This window comes from Chryseobacterium sp. MEBOG07, from assembly GCF_021869745.1.
In the GTDB taxonomy this organism is placed as follows: Bacteria; Bacteroidota; Bacteroidia; order Flavobacteriales; family Weeksellaceae; genus Chryseobacterium; species Chryseobacterium viscerum.
Genome location: NZ_CP084579.1, coordinates 1434412 through 1456675, shown reverse-complemented (window position 1 = coordinate 1456675; position 22264 = coordinate 1434412). Strand labels below are relative to the sequence as shown.

At 34.7% G+C, this 22264-nt stretch carries 17 protein-coding genes and 1 pseudogene; all 18 read right to left on the bottom strand.

Translation table 11 applies throughout. The annotated features are described in order from the left end of the window. Positions 1 to 8: 8 nt before the first annotated feature. The 18 genes and pseudogenes from LF886_RS06660 to LF886_RS06575 all read right to left on the bottom strand — a co-directional run bounded on the left by LF886_RS06660 (position 9) and on the right by LF886_RS06575 (position 22169). Positions 9 to 1115 (bottom strand): DegT/DnrJ/EryC1/StrS family aminotransferase, encoded by a 1107-nt coding sequence (locus LF886_RS06660; RefSeq protein WP_236853404.1) that lies wholly within the window; start codon positions 1113 to 1115, stop codon positions 9 to 11. Between the two features lie 2 nt (positions 1116 to 1117). Then, positions 1118 to 2137 (bottom strand): Gfo/Idh/MocA family protein, encoded by a 1020-nt coding sequence (locus LF886_RS06655; RefSeq protein ID WP_236853402.1) that lies wholly within the window; start codon positions 2135 to 2137, stop codon positions 1118 to 1120. 4 nt (positions 2138 to 2141) lie between these two features. Continuing rightward, positions 2142 to 2714 carry an acyltransferase gene (locus LF886_RS06650; protein ID WP_236853401.1) on the bottom strand — a complete coding sequence of 191 codons (573 nt, stop codon included), beginning with the start codon at positions 2712 to 2714 and terminating at the stop codon, positions 2142 to 2144. 13 nt (positions 2715 to 2727) lie between these two features. Further along, positions 2728 to 3855, bottom strand: coding sequence for a DegT/DnrJ/EryC1/StrS family aminotransferase (locus LF886_RS06645; RefSeq protein ID WP_236853399.1), 1128 nt, complete (start codon positions 3853 to 3855; stop codon positions 2728 to 2730). 39 nt (positions 3856 to 3894) lie between these two features. Then, positions 3895 to 5085 carry an L-2-hydroxyglutarate oxidase gene (lhgO, locus tag LF886_RS06640; RefSeq protein ID WP_236853398.1) on the bottom strand — a complete coding sequence of 397 codons (1191 nt, stop codon included), beginning with the start codon at positions 5083 to 5085 and terminating at the stop codon, positions 3895 to 3897. Between the two features lie 6 nt (positions 5086 to 5091). Continuing rightward, positions 5092 to 6387, bottom strand: a complete 1296-nt coding sequence (locus LF886_RS06635) for a nucleotide sugar dehydrogenase (RefSeq protein WP_236853396.1) — start codon at positions 6385 to 6387, stop codon at positions 5092 to 5094. Further along, positions 6384 to 8777 (bottom strand): GumC family protein, encoded by a 2394-nt coding sequence (locus tag LF886_RS06630; RefSeq protein WP_236853394.1) that lies wholly within the window; start codon positions 8775 to 8777, stop codon positions 6384 to 6386. The genes LF886_RS06635 and LF886_RS06630 overlap by 4 nt, the downstream gene beginning before the upstream one ends. Positions 8778 to 8785: 8 nt before the next feature. Then, complete coding sequence (locus LF886_RS06625) at positions 8786 to 9607, bottom strand: polysaccharide biosynthesis/export family protein (protein WP_236853392.1); 822 nt, start codon at positions 9605 to 9607, stop codon at positions 8786 to 8788. Between the two features lie 39 nt (positions 9608 to 9646). After that, on the bottom strand, positions 9647 to 11575 hold the full coding sequence (locus LF886_RS06620) for a polysaccharide biosynthesis protein (RefSeq protein ID WP_236853390.1): 1929 nt from the start codon (positions 11573 to 11575) through the stop codon (positions 9647 to 9649). 353 nt (positions 11576 to 11928) lie between these two features. Next, positions 11929 to 12386: pseudogene (locus LF886_RS06615) on the bottom strand (regulatory protein RecX). A gap of 56 nt (positions 12387 to 12442) precedes the next feature. Beyond that, on the bottom strand, positions 12443 to 13708 hold the full coding sequence (gene glyA, locus LF886_RS06610; protein WP_124534400.1) for a serine hydroxymethyltransferase: 1266 nt from the start codon (positions 13706 to 13708) through the stop codon (positions 12443 to 12445). A gap of 362 nt (positions 13709 to 14070) precedes the next feature. Further along, positions 14071 to 14976, bottom strand: a complete 906-nt coding sequence (locus LF886_RS06605; protein WP_236853388.1) for an NAD(P)/FAD-dependent oxidoreductase — start codon at positions 14974 to 14976, stop codon at positions 14071 to 14073. Between the two features lie 172 nt (positions 14977 to 15148). Further along, positions 15149 to 16669 (bottom strand): glycosyltransferase family 39 protein, encoded by a 1521-nt coding sequence (locus LF886_RS06600; protein WP_236853387.1) that lies wholly within the window; start codon positions 16667 to 16669, stop codon positions 15149 to 15151. A 56-nt stretch (positions 16670 to 16725) separates the two neighbouring features. After that, on the bottom strand, positions 16726 to 17292 hold the full coding sequence (locus tag LF886_RS06595; protein WP_236853384.1) for a hypothetical protein: 567 nt from the start codon (positions 17290 to 17292) through the stop codon (positions 16726 to 16728). Positions 17293 to 17467: 175 nt separating this feature from the next. Then, positions 17468 to 18679 carry an efflux RND transporter periplasmic adaptor subunit gene (locus LF886_RS06590; protein WP_236853383.1) on the bottom strand — a complete coding sequence of 404 codons (1212 nt, stop codon included), beginning with the start codon at positions 18677 to 18679 and terminating at the stop codon, positions 17468 to 17470. 122 nt (positions 18680 to 18801) lie between these two features. Continuing rightward, positions 18802 to 20073, bottom strand: a complete 1272-nt coding sequence (locus LF886_RS06585; RefSeq protein WP_236853381.1) for an ABC transporter permease — start codon at positions 20071 to 20073, stop codon at positions 18802 to 18804. Between the two features lie 86 nt (positions 20074 to 20159). Further along, positions 20160 to 21389, bottom strand: coding sequence for an ABC transporter permease (locus LF886_RS06580; RefSeq protein ID WP_236853379.1), 1230 nt, complete (start codon positions 21387 to 21389; stop codon positions 20160 to 20162). A gap of 90 nt (positions 21390 to 21479) precedes the next feature. Continuing rightward, positions 21480 to 22169 (bottom strand): ABC transporter ATP-binding protein, encoded by a 690-nt coding sequence (locus LF886_RS06575; protein WP_103233552.1) that lies wholly within the window; start codon positions 22167 to 22169, stop codon positions 21480 to 21482. Positions 22170 to 22264: the final 95 nt, after the last annotated feature.

Here is a 22264-nt window from a genome sequence, read left to right as displayed (position 1 = left end):
AAGATTAGTTATATCGTATTTAATATTTGTGAGATCTTATAAACCGTATCTTCCGTAAGTTTCTCGTACAATGGTACAGCAACTCCCTTAGAATAAGCCTTATAAGCATTCGGAAATTTTTCTTTATAATCCAATTTATATTTGTCTGCGTAGTACTTCATAGCAGGAATACACTGAGCACCATAATTGGCTCCAATTTTATTATTCCTTAAAAATTCCAATACTTCACTTTGTTTTAAGCTATCATCAATCAGAACATGGAAAGTCTGCCATGTATGATTTCTTCCTTCAGGTACTACTGGTAAAGTAATTTTTGGATTTTTGATTTCGGATAAATAGACATCAGCCAAAGTCTGCTTCAATGTAAGAATGTGGTCAAGCCTTTGTATTTGACTATGAGCTAAAGCTGCCTGAAAATCAGTCATTCTGTAGTTGTATCCTGCTTCCACAAATTCCATTTTACCATCCTGCATTTCAATACCATGGTTTCTAAGGATTCTTACTTTAGATGAATAATCCGCATTATTCGTTGTCAGAATACCTCCTTCCCCACTTGTAATACTTTTACGAGGGTGTAACGAGAACGAACCAAAATCACCGAATGTTCCTACTTTTTTATTGTTCTGAGTAGCTCCCAAAGCACATGCTGCATCTTCAATAACATATAGATTGTGCTCTTTAGCAATATTCACTACATTTTCTATATCGCAAGCTAAACCAAACTCGTGAACCGGAATGATAGCTTTTGTATTTGGAGTAATAGCCTCTTTTATTTTATTAATATCGATGTTGAATGTATTTTCATCAATATCTACAAAAACGCATTTCGCTCCTACTAACTCTACTACATTAGCTGTAGCTACATAGCTGAATGCGGGAACGATCACTTCATCACCAGGACCGATTCCCAAGGTAACTAATGCAAGGTGTAAGGTAGAAGTTCCGTTACTTAAAGCTGAAGCATGCTCTGCTCCCAAATAATCTGAGAAAAAGTTTTCTAATAAACCTACATTTTCTCCTTGTACCAACATTCCTGATTTTAAAACATCCACAACACGGTTGATATCTGTTTCATTAATATCTGGGCTTGCCAGCGGAACAAAATTTGACAACATAATTAGTTTTTTAAATGGTAAATTCTTTCAATAATATCTACTACTTTCAAGCCTTCCAGTGCATTTGTAGTAATTGTATTTCTTCCTTTCAATACATCTACTACATTTTCAATAATATAGTGGTGGTTTGCAGCAGAACCTTTATATGCTCCATAATCGTTACCTGGATTTGTAGGGGCTAATTCTGGCATAACATAATCTTTTACATTACAAACTTCTACTTTATCCATATACTGACCACCAATTTTTACGGCACCATTTTCAGCAATAATAGTCATGGAACTTTCAAGATTCTGATTCCATACGGAGGTAGAATAATTTAAAGATCCCATTCCACCGTTTACAAAATCAAAGCTTACAAAACCTGAATCTTCAAAATCGGTAAGATTTGCGTGATTAAAATCTGCAAATTTTCCTTTGACATTAGTGATATCGCCAAATAACCAATACATGATATCGATGAAGTGTGAAAACTGTGTAAATAGTGTTCCACCATCCAAATCGAGTTTCCCATGCCATGATTCAGGCTTATAATATCTGTCGTCACGATTCCAGTAGCAATTAAGCTGAACCATATATATTTCACCAAGTTTTCCGCTTTCTACCATCTCTTTTATCCATGCAGAAGGTGGAGAATAACGATTTTGCATTACTGCAAAAACCTGCTTGTGCTTGTGTAGTGCCTGAAAAATAAGCTTTTCAGCATCCTGTTTGTTCAAAGCCATTGGCTTTTCTACAACAATATGTTTTCCGGCATCAATTGCTTTATAAGACTGTTCAAAATGGAATCCGTTTGGAGAAGCAATATTAATGACATCCACCTCAATTCCGGATTTCAAAAATTCATCTAATGATGCAAAAAAAGGCACATCATAGCTTTCGATTCCTAAAACAGATTTATCCTTTACGTCAATGAGAGCTACAAGCTCACATTCATCATTTCTTGAGATCATTTCGGCATGTCTTTTCCCGATATGCCCGCAGCCTATTACTGCAAATTTTATTTTTTCAGCTATTTGCATTTTTTTAAATTTTCGAAACTTTATTATTGTCGAGTCTATATTGTTCTCCACTTTCACCACATATGGCAATGCCCTCTTCATTGAAATTAAGGCGCTGTCCAAATTCGCTCATCCAACCCATTTGTTTTGCAGGATTTCCTACCACTAAGGCATAATCAGGGACCTCTTTTGTCACTACTGCTCCAGCTCCAATGAAGGCATATTTTCCGATGTCATGCCCACAAATAATGGTTGCATTAGCACCTATAGAAGCTCCTTGCCCTACACGTGTCTTCAGATATTCGTTTTTTCTGTTGACTGCACTTCTTGGATTAATAACATTGGTAAAAACCATAGAAGGTCCTAAAAAAACATCATCATCGCATGTAACACCTTCATAAATAGAAACGTTATTCTGAACTTTCACATTTTTTCCTAAAACTACTTTAGGGGAAATCACTACATTCTGACCGATATTACATTTTTCTCCTAAAATACAATCCGGCATGATATGTGAAAAGTGCCAGATTTTAGTTCCGGCTCCTATCTTACATCCTTCGTCGACTACAGCTGTTTCGTGTGCAAAAAAATCCGACATATTATATTGATTGTTATTGATTAAAAAAATTTTTGATCTCAGAAATAATATAATCTGAAGATTCCTGATCAAATTCTGTGTGTACAGGAAGCGAAAGAACTTCTGAACATAGCATTTCTGTAACCGGAAGACTGAAACCTTCTGTTACATATTGCTGAAAAGCCTCCTGTTTATATAACGGAAGCGGATAATAAATCATACTTGGAATATTTTTTTCACCAAGATATTGTTGCAGAGCATCTCTTTTCCCGTTTTTCACTCTTAATGTATACTGATGAAATACATGGGTAGAATTCCCTGCTCTTACCGGAACCTGAATTTCGGATATACCGGCAAGATTTTCATCGTAATAAGCAGCCATTGTATTTCTGGCTTCAGAATATTCATCGAGCTTTTTGAGCTTCACCTTAAGAACAGCTGCCTGAATAGTATCCAATCTTGAGTTACATCCCAACACTTTGTGATAGTATTTTTTTTGCTGCCCATGGTTTGCAATCATTCTTATCTTTAAAGCCAGATCGTCATTATTGGTCATTAAAGCACCACCATCTCCATAGCATCCCAAATTTTTCGAAGGAAAGAAAGAAGTACATCCAATATCTCCTATCGTTCCCGTTTTCTTTACTATCCCATCTGAAAAGGTGTAATCTGAGCCAATAGCTTGTGCATTATCTTCAATGACAAAAAGGTTATGTTTTTTGGCAAATTCAAGGATATTCTCCATGTTAGCACTTTGTCCGTATAAGTGAACCGGAACTATGGCTTTTGTATTGGAGGTTACATATTTTTCCAGCCCGTTAAGCTCAATTTCAAAAGTATTTTCATCCACATCTACCATAACAGGTTTTAATCCTAAGAGGCCTATCACTTCTGCTGTCGCTACATAGGTAAAAGCTGGACAAAGTACTTCATCACCGGGCTTCAGATCCAGAGCCATCATTGCGATCTGCAATGCATCTGTACCATTAGCACAAGGAATAACGTGTTTTACGTCTAGGTATTTTTCAAAATCCTGCTGAAATTCTTTTACTGCAGGACCGTTGATGAATGCGGTATTATCGATACATTCTTGAATTCCTGTATCAATTTCATTTTTTATTTTCTGATATTGACCTTTTAGGTCAACCATTTGAATTTTCATATTTATATCTGTTTTGGATATCATACAGAAAGGGACTTTCTATTTTTCTAAAAGCTCACTTATTTTATTTCCAACGGCAAAGCATGATGTTGCAGCAGGAGAAGGTGCATTTCTCACATGAATGATATTTCCGTTTTTCACGATATCAAAATCATCAATTAATGCTCCGCTTCTATCGCAAGCCTGTGCTCTTACTCCAGAACCTCCCGGTACAAGATCGCTTTCCTGTATTTCAGGCATCAATTTTTGCAAAGCTTTTGTAAATGCAGATTTTGAAAGAGAGCGGTGAACTTCTCCCATTCCTGTCTTCCCATATTTGGCAACAATTTTTCTGAAACCGGGCCACATAAGAGTTTGCATTGTTTCATTGAAATCGAAATCAAAAAACTTATATCCTTCTTTTCGGAAAGCTAAAACAGCATTAGGGCCAGCTTCAATATTTCCATCAATCATTCTTGTAAAATGAACACCGAGGAAAGGGAAATTAGGATCCGGAACAGGATAAATCAGGTGTTTTACAAGATATTTTTTCTCATCTTTTATTTTGTAATACTCGCCTCTGAAAGGAATGATAATGACATCATTTTTTTCATTGGTCATTTTTGTGATTTTATCTGAGTAAAGTCCCGCACATGAAATTAATTTCTTTGCTCTGAATTCTGATTGACTGGTTGTAACAATCACTTCAGAATCGGTATTGCTAATGTTTTTTACTTCATTATTGAATTTAACTTCTCCTCCAAGCTCTTCAAAGAGTTCTTTGATCTTTTTTGCAACTCCAGGATAGTCTATGATTCCGGTTTGTGGTACTTTGATCGCTTTTATTCCTTCACAATGTGGTTCAACTTCCCGGAATTCTTCTCTAGAAAGATATTTCAGATCCTGAAGTCCGTTTTCCAATCCTCTTTTATAGATATTATCCAGAAGAGGCAGCTCTTCCTGTGAAGTGGCTACGATAATTTTACCGCAAAGATCATATTTGATTCCATATTTTTCAGCAAAATTGATCACTGAATGATATCCTTCTATACAGTTCGTTGCCTTAAGACTTCCTGGTTTATAATAGATCCCACTATGAATGACTCCACTGTTATGCCCAGACTGGTGTAATGCTACATCTTTTTCTTTTTCTAAAACAAGGATTTTAGAATCTGGATTTTTAAGTTTAGCCTGATAAGCTGTTGCCAATCCTACCAAGCCTGCACCAACAATTACAATATCATAATTCATTCTCTACTATAGTCTAGCGTCAACCAAATTTCTGTCTAAACATGCTTTGGTATCAAACACCACTGCATTTTCTTTTTTCAGCGTATTAAGATCCATCTCAAGGAATTCATTATGAGAAACAGCAATGATAAGAGAATCATATTTTTTTCCTTCAATAAGCTGATCAAGAATATTAATACCATATTCGTGGTTCACTTCTTCTTTACTTGCCCAAGGATCATAAATATCTACATTCACTCCAAAGTCTGAAAGTTCTCTGTAAATATCTACCACTTTTGTATTTCTTACATCCGGACAGTTTTCCTTAAAGGTAACTCCTAAGATCAAAGCTTCTGAATCTTTGATTACTCCTCCTTTTGCAATAAGAAGTTTTACAACTTTAGAAGCAACAAATTTTGCAATAGAATCGTTTACACGTCTACCCGACAAAATAACATCAGGATGGTATCCTAATTGTTCCGCTTTGTGTGCCAGGTAATAAGGATCTACTGAAATACAGTGTCCTCCTACTAATCCCGGTTTATATTTCAGGAAGTTATATTTTGTTCCTGCAGCTTCCAATACATCATTGGTATCAATACCCACTCTATCAAAAATTAGAGCCAATTCGTTTACAAAAGAGATATTAACGTCTCTCTGTGCATTTTCGATAGCTTTAGAAGCTTCCGCTACTTTAATGCTTGGTGCTTTATGAGTACCGGCAGTAATAATTTTTTTATAAAGATCATCTACTTCTTCTGCAATCTCTTCAGTAGAGCCAGAAGTTACTTTTTTTACGCTTGTAAGTGTATTCACTTTATCTCCTGGATTGATTCTCTCAGGAGAATATCCTACGTAAAAGTCTTCATTGAATTTCAGTCCCGAATATTTTTCCAAAACCGGAACACATTCTTCTTCTGTACAGCCAGGGAAAACTGTAGATTCATAAATAATGATATCTCCTTTTTTAATAATTTCTCCCAACATTTTTGAAGCAGAAATCAAAGGGTTTAGATCTGGTGCATTGTATTTATCGATAGGTGTAGGAACTGTTACAATAAAAACATTAGCATCTGAAATTTCAGAAAGCTGGCTTGTAGATCTATATCCTATAGTTCCGTTTGATTCTTTAAATCTTTCAAGGCCATTGTTCAGTTTGTCAAGGTCAGCTTCAAGAGTGATATCCTGTCCATCATTAAGCTGCTCTACACGTTGTGCGTTGATATCAAATCCTAATACAGGATAATGAGCTGCAAATTCTAATGACAATGGAAGTCCTACATAGCCTTGTCCAATAACTGCTATTTTATATGTTTTCATCATTTACTAAGTTTATTTTTGAATTTTTGAAACCAAGATTTTTCAACGTGATTATTGTATCCATAGCCATATTTATTACTATACCCTAGATTTTCTCTGTTTACATCATTAAGTACAAATCCTACATTTCTGATCTTCTTCTGATCAATGTTAATATTTGCAAATTCCAGTAATGCTTTCTCTGTATATTTAGATCTGGATACATAGATCGTAACATCAGATAACTCCGCAATAAGGAAAGTATCTGTAACAAGAAGCAATGGCGCTGTATCTAAAATAATATAGTCATATTTCCCCTTCAGTTCATCCAATAGTATTTCATATCTCCCATTAGATAATAATTCTGTTGGATTAGGAGGAATCATTCCTGAATAGATAACGTCCAAATGAGGATTAAATGATGATACATGAATAATATCTTCAAGTTTTGTATTATCAGAATAAAGATACTCTGTAAGTCCTGTAAGTCCTTTTCTGGCAGGATTATATCTTTGAAGCTGTGGGTTTCTGATATCGGAACCAATAATTATTACTTTCTTCTTAGGATTAGCTAATGTTAAAGCCAAATTAACGGAAGCAAAAGTTTTCCCTTCTCCTTTTACTGTGGATGTAACAAACACAATTTTCCCTTTTTTCTCTTTAGGAAGCATGAAGTTCATATTGGTAATAAGAATTCTGAATGCTTCAGCCATAGGAGTAATATCATTTACTTTAACGATATCTGAATCTCCTTTTTCAAGACTAGGTAATTCAGCAATAATAGGTGCATGTACCAGTTTCTCTAAATCATGCTTAGTTACTATCTTGTTATTGAAAATAGTTGAAATATAAATAATCAGAAATGGTATTAAAAGCCCGATAAATAAAACTGAAATAAGTACAATTTTCTTATTAGGTGATATAGGGCTTCCAGATGTATAAGCCATATCTATCACTCTCGCTTTTGGAGCGGTTATAGCTTCTGAAATTGCAGTTTCTTCTCTTTTTTGAAGTAATAAAAGATATAAGTTTTCCTTTATTTGCTGTTGTCTTTCAATACTTCTGAACATTTTCTCAATAGAAGGAAGTTTGGATATTTTACCTGACATTTTATTCTGCTCACCCAAATATTCATTTCTTGCCAGTTCAAGACCTGTTCTATTTCTCTGTAAACTCTGTTCTATAGACTGACGCATCGTGCTGATCTGCTTTGTTATATCAACAACAGTAGGGTTCTCAGGAGTTGCAGATTCCAACAATCTGTTTCTCTGAAGTACAAGCTGATTATAGGTAGAAATTCCTGCAACAGCCTCAGGACTATTTAACCCCACATTAGAAGGTAGCGCCTGATACTGCCCTTGTCTACTCACAAAACTTATCAATGCATTAGTAAGTTCTAGCTGAGCATCTACATCCAATTGTTTTGCTCTTGCTGCTGCAGAACTTTCTAAATTTATTTTTGCTTCAGTTTCAAGATCTGTAAGATTATTTTTTGATTTAAAATTTTCTTTTTGATTTTCTACATCTCCAAGTTCTCCTGTAAGTTTTTTAATTCTATCTTCAATAAAGTCTAATGTTTTTTTAGACTCTGAGTTTTTATCTGAGATAGCATCATTATTGTAAGCTACTACCAGGGCATTAAGAACATCTTCAGCTTTTGTAATTTCAGGATAGCTCATATCCAATTTAAGTACTGTAGCATCTTTATTGATTAAACTTATGGCAAGTGCGCTTTGTAGAATATCTACTTTAGCATCTATTGTTGGTATATACAGTTCCAGATTATTGGCATCTATTTCCTTTACAGCAGATGGGTTATATTTTGGATTCTTATTGACAATAATATTGGCAAAAGGCAGTCCGATTGTTTTACCATAAGTAGAAATAATCTCTTTTTTAGAATTATCTGTAGTTAAAGTCAGTTGATTACCTTCTATTTTTAATTGAACAGTACTATTAGGAACACCTTGCTTTTCATTAATTACTCTAACTTCAATAGGAGATGTTTCTTTGTAAAGTTCAACTTTTCTAAGCTTAGATTTTGCATAAATATCAGTTTGAAGGTTCTTATTAATGATTACTTCTTTCATTAATCTTTTTGACTTCAAAATCTCTATTTCATTAGCAATACTGTTCGTTTTCAGTCCTCCAAAACCTGAAAAATCAGGTAAAACACCCAACTCATTATTCATTGGTGAAGATGAATTTTTGGCATCTTTTACAAGTACTGTTGTCTGTACATTATAAATTGGAGTCATAAATTTCAATGATATATAGCCTATTATCAGAGCTACTAGGGCTGCTAGGATAAACCAAGGCCACCTTCTAAAATATGGCTTCAGAATTTCATTTATATCAATATGACTTATATTATTTTCTACTTCTACGGATGGTGAAGATTGTTGGTTGTTCATTAATTTTTTTATTTCTTAAATAAACTTATTACTACTGCTACTGCTGTGATTGCTATAGACGCTGCTGTAAGATAAAGTGCTGTATTAGGGTTTTGCTTAGAGGTAAGGTCTTTCACTTTATTAGCGGAAACAATAATAGCATCCCCTTGTTTCAGATTATAATATGGAGAATTAATTAGATTGGCATCCTGAAGGTTAACACGACCATGAGTAACAACTCCATTTTCAGTTCTAACCACCAAAACATCCTCTCTCTTTCCAAATTGAGTCAAATCACCGGCAAGTCCTAGAGCATTAAGAATAGTAGCCTGTCCATTTGCAATAGTATAATCTCCCTGTCTGTTAACTTCACCTATTACTGTAACTTTAAAGTTGGCTAGTTTAATATTGACTGTTGGATTAATTACATATTTTGTCATTCTTTCCCTCAGCTCATCTTTAAATTCCACCATTGTTTTTCCTGAAGTATTGATTCTTCCCAATATAGGAAAGTCGACATCTCCGTTTGCATCTACAATATATGTAGGTCCTACCATTGTAGTATTTCCCTGACTAGGGGTATTTCCTCCTGCTGAAATATTGGTCTGGATAAGCTCTGATGAAGAATAATTCTGATTAAAAGGTTTTACAACATCCATATCCTTTGCCGTAATCATAATAATAAGCTGATCTGCTACCTGGATAGTGTTAGATGAATTTTTAGCAGAAGCATTTATAGCCACCTGCTCTATATTCTGCATATAATTTAAATCATTCTTAGCATTGGGATTCACCTTACAGGAAACAACCAAAGACGACACCAATACTATTGTCAATATTTTACCTTTCATTATATTTTAAAATTGTACAAATATACATTTATATTTTTTCTATTTGTCCAGTGCTTCATAGATGGAATTGTTACTTCGAAACTCCGGCACTATTGTCTTAAGAATCCTTACTACTTCTACTTTATCTCTTCTTAAGGAAGCTTTGGTAATTTGTTTAGTAAGTGTATCAATCTCTTCAAATCCCATAGAAGGATCTTTAGAGATCATAATCTTATCATTATGAGTCGGAAGTGTTTTTGCGTCATCACTTAAAAGCTCTTCATATAGTTTTTCACCAGGCCTCAATCCTGTATAAATAATTTTAATATCAATATTCGGTTCGAATCCTGATAATTTGATCATTCTTCTCGCAAGATCAAGAATTTTAACAGGTTCACCCATGTCAAATACAAAGATCTCACCCCCTTCTCCCATTGTTCCTGCCTGAAGTACAAGTTCACAGGCTTCAGGAATCGTCATGAAGTATCTTACAATATCAGGGTGAGTAATTGTTACTGGACCTCCTCCTTCAATTTGTTTCTTGAAATGAGGAATTACAGAACCATTGGATCCTAATACATTCCCAAATCTTGTTGTAATAAATTTCGTAACATTGCCATCTACATTTTGGAGCGACTGTACGAAAAGTTCTGCAGCACGTTTTGAAGCACCCATTACGTTCGTAGGATTTACAGCTTTATCTGTAGATATCATTACAAACCGGTTTACTTTATATTTGCTGGATAGTCTTGCAATAATCTTTGAGCCTAGTATATTAACAAAAATAGCTTCGTGAGGGTTTTCTTCTACCAAAGGTACATGCTTATAAGCTGCCGCGTGATAAACCATGGAGAAGTTATACGTCTGGAATAGAGATTCCATTCTGTGTTGGTTAGAAACATCTCCTAAAACAAATTTAAAAGCAATATGAGGATATTTCTCTCTCATTTCAAGCTCAATTTCATAAAGTGGTGTTTCTGCCTGATCCAAAATAACTATTAAACAAGGATTGAAATAAGCAACCTGTCTTACAATCTCACTTCCTATAGATCCTGCTCCACCGGTCACCAATACTGTTTTATCGGAATGTCTGCTTTCTACTTTTTCATTTTGGATTTTAATAGGTTTTCTATTCAGTAGATCTTCAATCTGAAGATTCCTGATAGATCCTCCCAGATCACTATCTCTTAATTTCTGTACAGATGGAGCCTTGAAAACATTAAGATCTTTTTCCAGAAAAAGATTTACCCAAGAATTCACTTCATCTCTTGCCATCATTTCTTTTACAATGAGGACACCATCTATAATAAGGTCTTCCTTCGAGTTTTCTTCTATTTTCTGTTTTTCGTAAATTGGCTTTCCTAATAAAGATGCTCTTTTAGAGTCTGTCCTTTGTGTTAAAAAGCCTACTACCTGATATGGCAAACTTGGATTATCCAGAATAGCCCTTGCAATGGCAATTGACTGCTCATCAATTCCCAACACTAAGATTCTCTTTTTCAGAGCACTTCTTCTGTATTCTCTTACAATGTGAAAAAATTCTTTTACATATAATCTGAAAAGAAATAATCCCATGAACGAAATTATAAAATACAGAACCAGGTAAGGTGTAAGTATAAATTTACTGCCAGTACTCCAAAAGTAAAATATATTTATAGTTCCAATAGCCAGCATTGTGCAAAAGCAGGATATCAGAAGCTTAAATAAATCTATAAATGTTGAATGGCGGATAATTCCCGCATAGGTTTTGAAAACATACATAAAGGCAGTATTCATAAGAATAATAAAAGCAAAGACCACACTTTTATCTTCGTGATATATAAATTCCTGCTTGGTAATTTTTTCGATAATGTAAGTAGAAAGAAATAAAGATATAACCAGAATAATAATATCTATTACAAGAATTATCCATCTAGGAAGATATCTTACGTCTGAGAGATTGACAACATTATCCCCTCCAAATATTGTTTTCCTAAGAGAATTGTACATTGTCTATATTGGTGTTCATATTTAATTAAGTGTAATATCTAATTATCCAATCAAAGATAATTCCGATACAATCATGCAAAAATAAAATAAATTTATCTCAATATGTTGAAATCGAAAATAAATTTGATGTTACATTTATGAAATTTAATAATTCCATCACGATACAGCTAAACAGGCAGACAAAAATCATACCATTAGAATTCTTGCAAAGGTGATATTTATCTACAAAACCCTTTACTAAAGCTGTTTTATTGGAAAAAAATCATTAAATCTCTATATATCAATCTTTTTCAATGAACTGATTATTTTTTTTAAAGAAGTCATGGTCAAGTTTTTTTTTAATTCATTAAAATTTAGTCAAAAATATCAATTATTTTTTCATATTCAAAACCTTTGGCCATCAAATATTTTATTGTCTTACTTTTTTTTGATATTCTTTCAAACCGGTTTGTTTGGAATAATAATCCTCAAAAATTTTTCTGATAGTTTTTTCATAATCAGGCTCATATATCTCATCAAAACAAGAATTGATCAGCCTCTCGGAAATCTGTTTTTGCTTCAGATTCATTTTTATTTTGGTTCTGCCCCAGTGTTTGATATAAAATTTTCCTCTGATATAGCTTCGTGTAAACCTTTCTTCGTTCAAAAAATTTTCTTTCAGGAGATATAAAATAATTTCTTCCTTTGCTTCCTCAATAAGCAGAAACTCTCTCATCTTCTGTTCCACTTCTGCATGGCAGCGGTCCTGGTAAACACAGTAATTGACCAGTTTCTGTTTGATTTCCTCGAAAGTATAAGATTTTTTTTCCATTTGAATAAAAAAGAATGAGCAGACTGCTCATTCTTTATATAATATTGGAGTGCTTGTTAGTAATTGAACAAAGCTTTTCCTTCCATTAATTCGTTAACTTTCTTTCTTACTGATGTAAGAACTTCTTCATTTTTGATATTGTCTACCACTTCAGAAATTAATTCTGCAATAGTATTCATATCATTTTCTTTAAGTCCTCTTGTTGTAATTGCAGCAGTTCCTAATCTGATACCAGATGTCGTGAATGGTGATTTATCATCAAAAGGAACCATATTTTTGTTGCAGGTAATATCAGCAAGCACTAATGCTTTTTCTGTTTCTTTACCATTTACTCCTTTATTTCTAAGGTCTACCAACATCAAGTGATTGTCTGTTCCACCACTTACAATATCAAAACCTCTGTCAATCATCGCTTTTGATAATGCCTGAGCATTTGCTTTAACTTGTTTTGCGTAAGTTTCGAACTGAACATCCAAAGCTTCACCGAAAGCAACAGCTTTACCAGCAATCACATGCTCAAGTGGTCCTCCCTGGATACCTGGGAATACTGCTCCGTCCAATACCTGACTCATCATTTTGATTTCTCCTTTTGGAGTTTTGTGGCCATATGTATTTTCGAAATCTTTCCCCATCATGATCATCCCTCCTCTTGGACCTCTTAAGGTTTTATGAGTCGTAGTAGTTACTACATGACAGTGTTCGAATGGAGAGTTTAATAATCCTTTTGCTACCAAACCAGCTGGGTGAGCGATGTCTGCCCAAAGTGTAGCTCCAATTTCGTCTGCCACTTCTCTGAATTTAGCATAATCTAAATCTCTTGAATAAGCTGAAAAACCAGCAATAAGCATTTTCGGTTTTTCTCTTAATGCTACTTCTCTCATTTGGTCATAGTCGATAAGACCTGTTTCCTGCTGAACTCCGTAAGAAACTACATTATACTGAATACCGGAAAAATTCACTGCTGAACCGTGAGTAAGGTGTCCTCCCATTGAAAGGTCCATCCCCATGATCTTATCACCAGGTTTCAAAACTGCAAGATAAATGGCTGCATTCGCCTGAGAACCAGAATGTGGCTGAACGTTCACATAGTCTACTCCGAAAAGTTCTTTTGCTCTGTTGATCGCTAAAGTTTCAACCTCATCTACGACTTCACATCCTCCGTAATATCTTTTTCCGGGATATCCTTCAGCATATTTGTTTGTCAGTACACTTCCCATCGCTTTCATCACGTTTTCAGAAACAAAGTTTTCTGATGCAATAAGCTCTAATCCATGAGTTTGTCTTTGTCTTTCTTTTTCAATCAGGTCGAAAATAATATCCATTTTACTTTTAGTTTTTGAAATTTCCACCCCAAATGTACGGAATTTTCGTCGAGATTTCTATATCGAAAAAATGATTTTTAACCGCTAAAAATGAAAAAACACCTCCTTTTATATTGAAGCCGTGTCAACTTTTACATTGATTATTTTAACCATAAAAGACACAAAAGTTTAAATACTTAAGTTTTTTAGGGCCAAGCTTTATGCATAATAAGTACACCTAAGTTTTATAAAATCTTTGATTTTCATCTTATGTAAACTTTTCTGCGGAGTCATTTTAAACTTACTTAAGTGGACTAAAGTCTTTTAAAATGAAAACTTTTGTGGTTTTATAAAGTTTCAACAACTTTATTATAAGAAAGCCATTAAAATTCTTCGTCTGAAAGTTCTTTATTCACCACAGCACCTGTAAAATTACCCTGTGCAATGGCATTCGCTACAGAACGCATCATCGTCACATTATCTCCACAGGCAAAAACTCCCGGAACAGTTGTTTTTTGCATCATGTCTATCTTAATAAATCCCTGCTCTGTCAATTCACATCCCAAATCACCAGATGCATTTATATTTTGTTCAAAAGGAATTTTCGCATATAAAGCCTGTAAAGCAATCTCCTTCCCATTTTTGAAAACTATTTTTTGAATAGAGCCGTTTTCATGTTCAATTCCTGCAATTTCATCTTCGTTTAGAATGATTTTATTCTGATTCAATTTTTCGACCTGCTCATCAGTAAGTGTGGCCTTTTCATTGGTAAATAATGTAAGGTTTTTGGTCATATTAAAAATCAGTTTTGAAAATTCGTAAGCCATATCTCCGTTAGAAAGAATTCCGGTCACTTCATTTTTCACTTCATAGCCATGACAGTAGGGGCAGTGTAAAACAGAAATCCCCCAGCATTCTGTAAATCCTGGGATATCCGGCATTATGTCTTTTATACCAGATGCCAGAATTAATTTTTTAGCATGAAATTTTTCACCGGATGATATTTCAATATCAAAACCTTCGGTTGTATTTATTGTTTTTGCAACGGTTCCGTTATAGAATTTGACCGTATTGTATTTTTCAACATCCTTTTTGGCAAGCTGAGCAATTTCTGCCGGCGTTTTCCCATCATGGGTAATAAAATTATGCGAATGAGGGGTCTGCCTGTTGCAGGGCTTTCCGTTGTCAATAATCAAAACATTTCTTAGGGATCTTCCTAAAGACATTCCTGCGGATAATCCTGAATAGCTTCCTCCTATTATAATGACATCAAAGTTTTCGTTTTCCATATTTCAGTTGATAGTTGATAGTTGATAGTTGATAGTTGATAGTTGATAGTGCAAAGTTAACATAATTTTCATTAATGCAATAAAGTTGCAATAGTATTTTTATCAAATTCTTCCTTCCGGTGTGAAAGCAACTATTATCAAAGTTTATCAACCAATAGAACTTAATGGAATACTATTTCCATTGCTTTTTATCTTCATCAACTTCATTCTGAATTTTTTCTCGGACATCTATTTTTGCATTTTCAAAACTAAAAATTGTAGTCCCTTTTTCTCTTGCATAAGGATTTGTGACGGATCCTACTATTGAGGACTTTTCAAAGTAAGGCCCTGTTTCTTCAAGTTCATCTTCCGGACGATCTTTAACTCTAATGAGGTTCTTATATTTTTTACTCAAATCGAACCAGTTGATATAGTCTGCATTAAATGATACAGCCTTTATTCCTTTTTTCGAGTAATAATTAATAGCTCCAGCCTGGCCATAATTATCACATAACACCAGCGTGTTTCCAGATTTTGACAATGTAGAATATTTTTCATCTACTTTTTGGGCCAATTCTTTCCAGCCCAACATATCTGCAAAGTCTTGGGGCAAGGCATGGTCTTTTCCATCTTCCCAGCGCAAGAGGCCCCACTTTTTATAAGATTCAGGGTGACTGGCAATAAATTCAGGGCTTTTATTAGGAAATGTGATATTGTATATAGGTATAAAGAGAATTATCGGATGCAAAATACAAACAGGTTTAAGAAACTTCTTCCATCCTGACTGTAAAATATTGCCTAAATAAACAGCTCCAAAACCTATATAAACAGGATAAAGTCCAATGGCATAATAATCTTTTGCTTTGAAAAATAAAAACAATCCTATTGTTATCACATAGCCCCAAAAGAAAAACTGAAATTTCGCAAAGGGCTTATAAAATAAGAAAGCATACAATGCAAAAAGTACTACAAAGGTCACTCCAATGAAGAGCAGAAGCTGGGATTTAAGGAAATCGAATCTATTGACGTTCACCAATTGGGTTTCAGAAAGCTCCTTCATATGGTGAATCACAGGAAAACCATTATGATACTGCCAGATAAGGTTGGGCAAAACGATTATTAAAGCAAGAAGCGCTGCTCCATAAGCATGGGGGTTTATAAAGATTTTTCTTTGCTTTGTTATTAAAATCGCAGGAATAAAACCTATTGCAAGAAAAATTATATTGTATTTATTTAAAATACCAATTCCGAAAATAAATCCTCCCCAGTAAAGCCATTTTGTGTTTTCTGTACTGACATATTTGATCAGGATATAGAAAAAAGAGGTCCATAGAAGAACATCCAGAGAATTGGGCTGATACAGCATATTCAAACGAAGTAAAACGGAAAATAACAGTCCAAAAGACGCCAATGTACAAGCAAAAAATTTTCCTTTCAATTCTTCTATAGCTTTCCAGACAACAACCATCGTTAATGCTCCGAATAATGCCGGAAAAAATTTAATCCAAAACACGGAATTACCCAATATTTTTATGAACCAGGAAATCCATGAGCTTACAGGAGGAACGGAGAGATAGCCCCATGCAAGATGGTTACCCTGATCAAGATGTAGAAATTCATCCCGCTGCAATTCATATTCTGGGCTGATCAGCACATACTGAAGTACAAACTTTGCTATAATGAAAAGAAACAGAATCCAATAGTCTTTTTTCATGGGGTATTGTTTTAATTTAAAATTAAGACATTTTAAACCAAATTTATATTACATTCTCATACCGTCTCAAACTTATTGTCAATAATTTCAGTTTTTACCTTTTGAATATTTTCAGACCAGTAATTAATTCTTTCATTTTTATCGGGACATTCTATTATAGACATATTCTGATAGGAAATCAAATATTCTTCATATGTCTGTAAGATGGTTTTCAAATAAATTGCATAGTCATTGGTGTTTTTTGGAATATATCCTATCCCATCGCAACCACAGCTATGAAAGCACTTTCCTGTTTTAAAAAGACTTTCTACAATTTTCCATTCCTTTACTACCGTTTTTTTAGGGGCTTTGAAATCTTTTCCAAGGTCGGCCATTATATTTCTGCATTCAGGACATCTTATACTTCTGCTTCCTATCTCTGAAACGAGTTCTTTTAACTCTTCTGTTTTTGTTTTTGTAAAAACAGGTCCTACTTTACGAATCGATCTCCCATCTGATTCATGGTATATTTTTTCTTTTTTAATCCGTCGTAAAATATCATCTATATCCGGTTGTTTAAATGATTTTCGGCATTTAAAGCATACATAGTGTGATTTATAAGTTTTTACAGCGTATCGGCACATTTTTCAATTGATGTTTACATCAAATGTAGGAAATTTTTGATGTTTGTTAAATGACTTCTCGATTCAATGTTAAGAATTTAGATGTCAATAGTATTAGCAAAAATTTAATGCAAAAAGAATCCCGGAGAAAAAATTCCTCCGGGATTCACAGTTTAAAAGTGTATAGTGTAGTTTATTATTTCTTGCTAGACTTTTCTTTCAGTTCTTCTTTGTCTTTATCAGACGGGTTCCAAACTTTCACTTCAGTCTCTTTTGTAATATCTGATCCTGGAAGAACCTGAACGTTGATACCGTCACTTGCTCCAAGTTTCACATATACTTTTTTGAATTTTCCGTCTTTTTGTTTTACTTCTACGAAAGGAACATCTTTACCTTGCTTCTTTTCATATTGAACTAAAGACTCATCCAATAATAATGCATTTTTCTGAGAACTCAAAACAATTTCACCATTCGCAGAAAAACCAGCTCTAATATACTCATTATTAGGATTACTTACATTACCTTCTACCGGGAATTTGATAGTTCCTGCATTATCTTTTCCTTTAGGGGCAATCATAGTCAGTTTTCCAGGGAAAGTTTTATTTTGTAATGCACCGATTACGATGTTCATATCCATACCTTGGCTTAGCTTTCCAGCTTGTGCTTCATCAATTTCTCCTTTAAAGATCAATGAGTTCAAATCTGCCACAGAACAAATCGTTGTTCCAGCGTTGAAGTTATTAGCTTCAATCACCTGGCTTCCTGCTTTTACAGGAACTTCAAGTACAGTACCCGAAGCTTTGGAACGGATCTCGGTAGTAGCTAATCCCTGTCCCTGAAGTTCAGGAGTTGCTCCCGTCTTAGCAATTTGTAATCTTTTCTGAGCCGTATTCAATTGCTGCTGAGAATTTTTAAGAGTTTGCTGTTGAGAAAACAATTGCTGTTGAGAATTCAGGAACTCCTGTTTAGAAGCTACTCCCTGCTTGTACAATTTTTCCTGCATTTCAAACTGCTTCTGCATATTTCCTACGTTCATCTGAGCATTGCTGATTTGAATCTGTGCATTCTGAACCTCCTGCTGAGCAGCATTTACTTCAGAGATACTTGGAACAATTTTCACGGTAGCAATCAATTGCCCTACTTCTACCTTATCTCCTTCTTTTACTAAGATTTTATCTATAATCCCGGCAATATTGGGTTTAATTTCAATTTCTTCTTTGGGAACAATTTTTCCTGTAGCCATTACCTTATCGTCCATGTTCTGAACGGTAGGTTTACGGGTAAGGAAAGCTTCACTTTCTTTAGAATTAGATTTTACAAGATAGCTAATCCCTGAGAACAATGCCACTGCAAAGAAAAGCCCCAACACTATATAAATGGCTTTTTTCCAAGTGAATTTCTTTTTCATATGTATAGTTTATTTTTTATTAAAAGATTGAATGATTTAAAAATTAAAAGATTCATCCAGCCTGCTGAGAAACTGTTCCTCTTTATTTTAAAACTTTCAAATGAGTTTTATTTTCAAATTAATTATTCTGTTCTTAATGCTTCAATCGGTCTGATTTTTACTGCTCTCTGCGCAGGGATCATTCCGATAATCAGTCCTAAAATCACCATTACTGCCATGGCTGCAAATACATTTCCATAGTTGACCGTCGGATTATAGAAAGGGAATGAATCTTGTCCCTGGGTGACTGCATTTAATATCATCAGCACAAAGATTCCAAACATAAAGCCTAATAATCCCGAGGAGAGCGTGATCACAACACTTTCCAGCAAAATCTGATTTCGTACTTCAGCCGGTTTCGCTCCCAACGCTCTTCTGATTCCAATCTCCTTGGTTCTTTCTTTTACCGTAATCAACAGGATATTGGAAATAGCAATTACTCCTGCAAGGATCGTTAATGTTCCTACTATAATGGTCAACAGCTGCATTCCTGTAAGGAAGCCTGTCAGTTTTTTAAATTCTTTTCCCAAGTTGAAACTACCGAAAGCATTCGTATCTTCAGGTGAAACTTTGTTCTTTGTTTTCAAAACCTGCTTTACATCCTCTTCTACTGAATTCACATTGGCATTGGGCTTACTTACAATAGCGAACATATCAATCTGATCTCCCGCATTATACACTTTCGTATACGTGGAAAGTGGAATAAAAGCGGTCTGGTCATTTTCAAACCCACCTCCTTTTTTCACACGGAATACTCCAATGACATTAAAGAATAATCCTTTTATATTGATCGGCTGTCCAATTGGGTTTTCCTTTTTCTTGGAATCAAAAAAGTTCTTATAAATTTCTTCTCCAATCACCACTACATTTTTATTTCCGGAAACGTCTGCATCATTGATATAGCGTCCAAAGATCAGTTTCTTTTCAGAAATTTTATTTCCTACAGAATAGTCTCCTGTAAGAGAATACGTTCCATTTTTCCCATTCCTGGACATGGCTTCTCCCGGTGTTCCGGTAAAGCTTCCTCTGGCATTTTGTGGTGATATATAATCTATGGCCGTTACTTTCCTTTTCAGCATTTCCATATCGGAGAGCTTCAAGTGAACTTCTCTTCCTTTCGGAAATCCTTCATAGGGAATAGAGGTTTTCTGTGCCCAAAGGAAGATTGAGTTGGTTGCAAAACCTGAAAATAGTTTATCAAAACCATTCTCCATCCCTTTTGCTGCTCCAAGAAGGCTTACATACAAAAACATCCCCCATCCTACACCAATCATGGTAAGAAATGTTCGGAGTTTATTATTCCTCAATGAATAATAGATCTCCTGCCAAGTATCTTTTTTAAATATGATATTCACCTTTTTGAATTATATGTTATAAATTATGAATTCTATCAATTTCTTTTATCTGACGATGTTTCTTTCTTCGCCTTTTATCCTATCCCTTATTCTGTTCTTAGTGCTTCAATCGGTTTAATTCTTGAAGCTCTGTACGCTGGAACAAATCCTGCAATTAATCCTGAGAAAATCAGAGCAATGAATGCCATCAAAATAGCTCCCCATCCTACACTTGGGCTTTTAATGAAAAACTCTTCAAGGCTATTGCCAATAAGACTTAATGCCAAAACCCCTACTCCCACTCCGATAAGCCCGGACACCACTGTAATCACAACACTTTCCTGAACAATCAAACCTACAATTCCACTTGGTTTCGCACCAATAGCTTTTCGTACTCCTATCTCTTTGGTTCTTTCTTTTACGATATACACCATAATGTTACTGATCCCGATAATCCCGGCCAATAATGTCCCCAATCCGATGAATCCAACAATCGCTGTAAGCACTGCCATAAAAACAAATGTATCGTTCATGTTTTTGGCATTGTTCCAGACCCGCACTCCATTTTCATCATCAGGAGAAACATTTTTTCTTGATTTTAATCTATTCTTTAATTCATCTCCGTACTTGATAGCCTGATCTGGAGTCAGTTTGTCACTGTAAGAGATATAAGCTATACTTACGGTATCAGACCCTTTTTTCATTTGCTGCAGAGTCGTAATAGGAACTGTAATATGTCTTTCGTCCCAGTCTCCTCCATCATCGGAAAACACTCCTACGACCTTAAACATGGTTCCGTTGATGTCAAGTTCCTTTCCTACAGGACTTCCGTTCTTAATCAAATCTCTCTGCACCATTCTTCCAATAACTGCAACATTTTGCTTTCCTGCCAAGTCGCGGGGGGTAATGTATCTACCATCAATCATCTTTCGGTTTTCAATGATCTGTTCACCTGGTTCCGCTCCATGTACCTGATAAATTCCGCTTTCTTTTCCGTATTTCACCATTAAACTGGCATTATATCTTGGACTTGAAGCACCTACATTCTTCTTATCAGTATTAATAAGAAAATCATAGTCATTGTTATTCAAGGTAACAGTACGATCTGACTGCAATCCTTTATAAGCTAATGTAGTTTTCCCTGTGGTAATGGAAATCAGGTTTTTGGCATCTCCTGAAAATCCCTCAGAGAAAGCATTCTGAAGTCCTTTTCCAATTCCAAAAAGTACAATGAAAATAAACAGTCCCAGAGCTACTGTGAACCCCGAAAGTACTGTCCGAAGTAAATTACTACGGATAGAACTGAATATTTCCTGCCAACGATCTAGGTCAAACATTTTTTATTGGTATTAAAAGATTGAAAAATTTAAAGATTAAAACCGAATCATTAAATTTTCAAATTATCTCATTTTCAAATTATCAAATTCCTAAAGCACAATCTGCTTAATAAACTCGTCACTTTCAATAATCCCGTCTTTCAGTATTACATTTCTTTTGGTTTGTGCAGCAACATCGGGTTCATGGGTTACAACGATGATTGTTCTTCCTTCGTTGTTGATATCCTGAAGAAGTTTCATAATATCATGTGTAGTTTTGGAGTCCAATGCTCCTGTAGGTTCATCTGCCAATACTACTTTTGGATTCGTAATCAAAGCTCTGGCAATAGCCACTCTCTGTTTCTGTCCACCCGAAAGCTCACTGGGAAGGTGATCTGCCCATTGTGCAAGCCCTACTTTCTCCAGGTATTCCATCGCTCTCTGATTTCGTTCTTTTCTCGGTACATTCTGATAGTACAAAGGAAGCGCTACGTTTTCCAAAGCTGTTTTATAATTGATAAGATTAAAAGACTGAAAAATAAATCCTAAAAACTTACTTCTGTATTCTGCGGCTTTTATTTCAGATAAATGCTCTATAGGAACACCATCCAATTCATAGGTTCCCGAATCTTTTTCATCCAGAATCCCAATAATATTAAGAAGCGTAGATTTTCCCGAACCGGAACTTCCCATAATAGAAACAAACTCTCCTTCAGAAATATTCAGATTAATTCCTTTAAGAACATGAAGTTTGCTTTTCCCTGTATCGTATGACTTATTTAAATCCTGAATTACTAACATTAAGTGATGTATGTTTTATACCCAATAAGTAGATGATATTTTCAAATTGTTACAAGAATAAAAATTTATTCAAATATTTTTTTGTTTAATACATT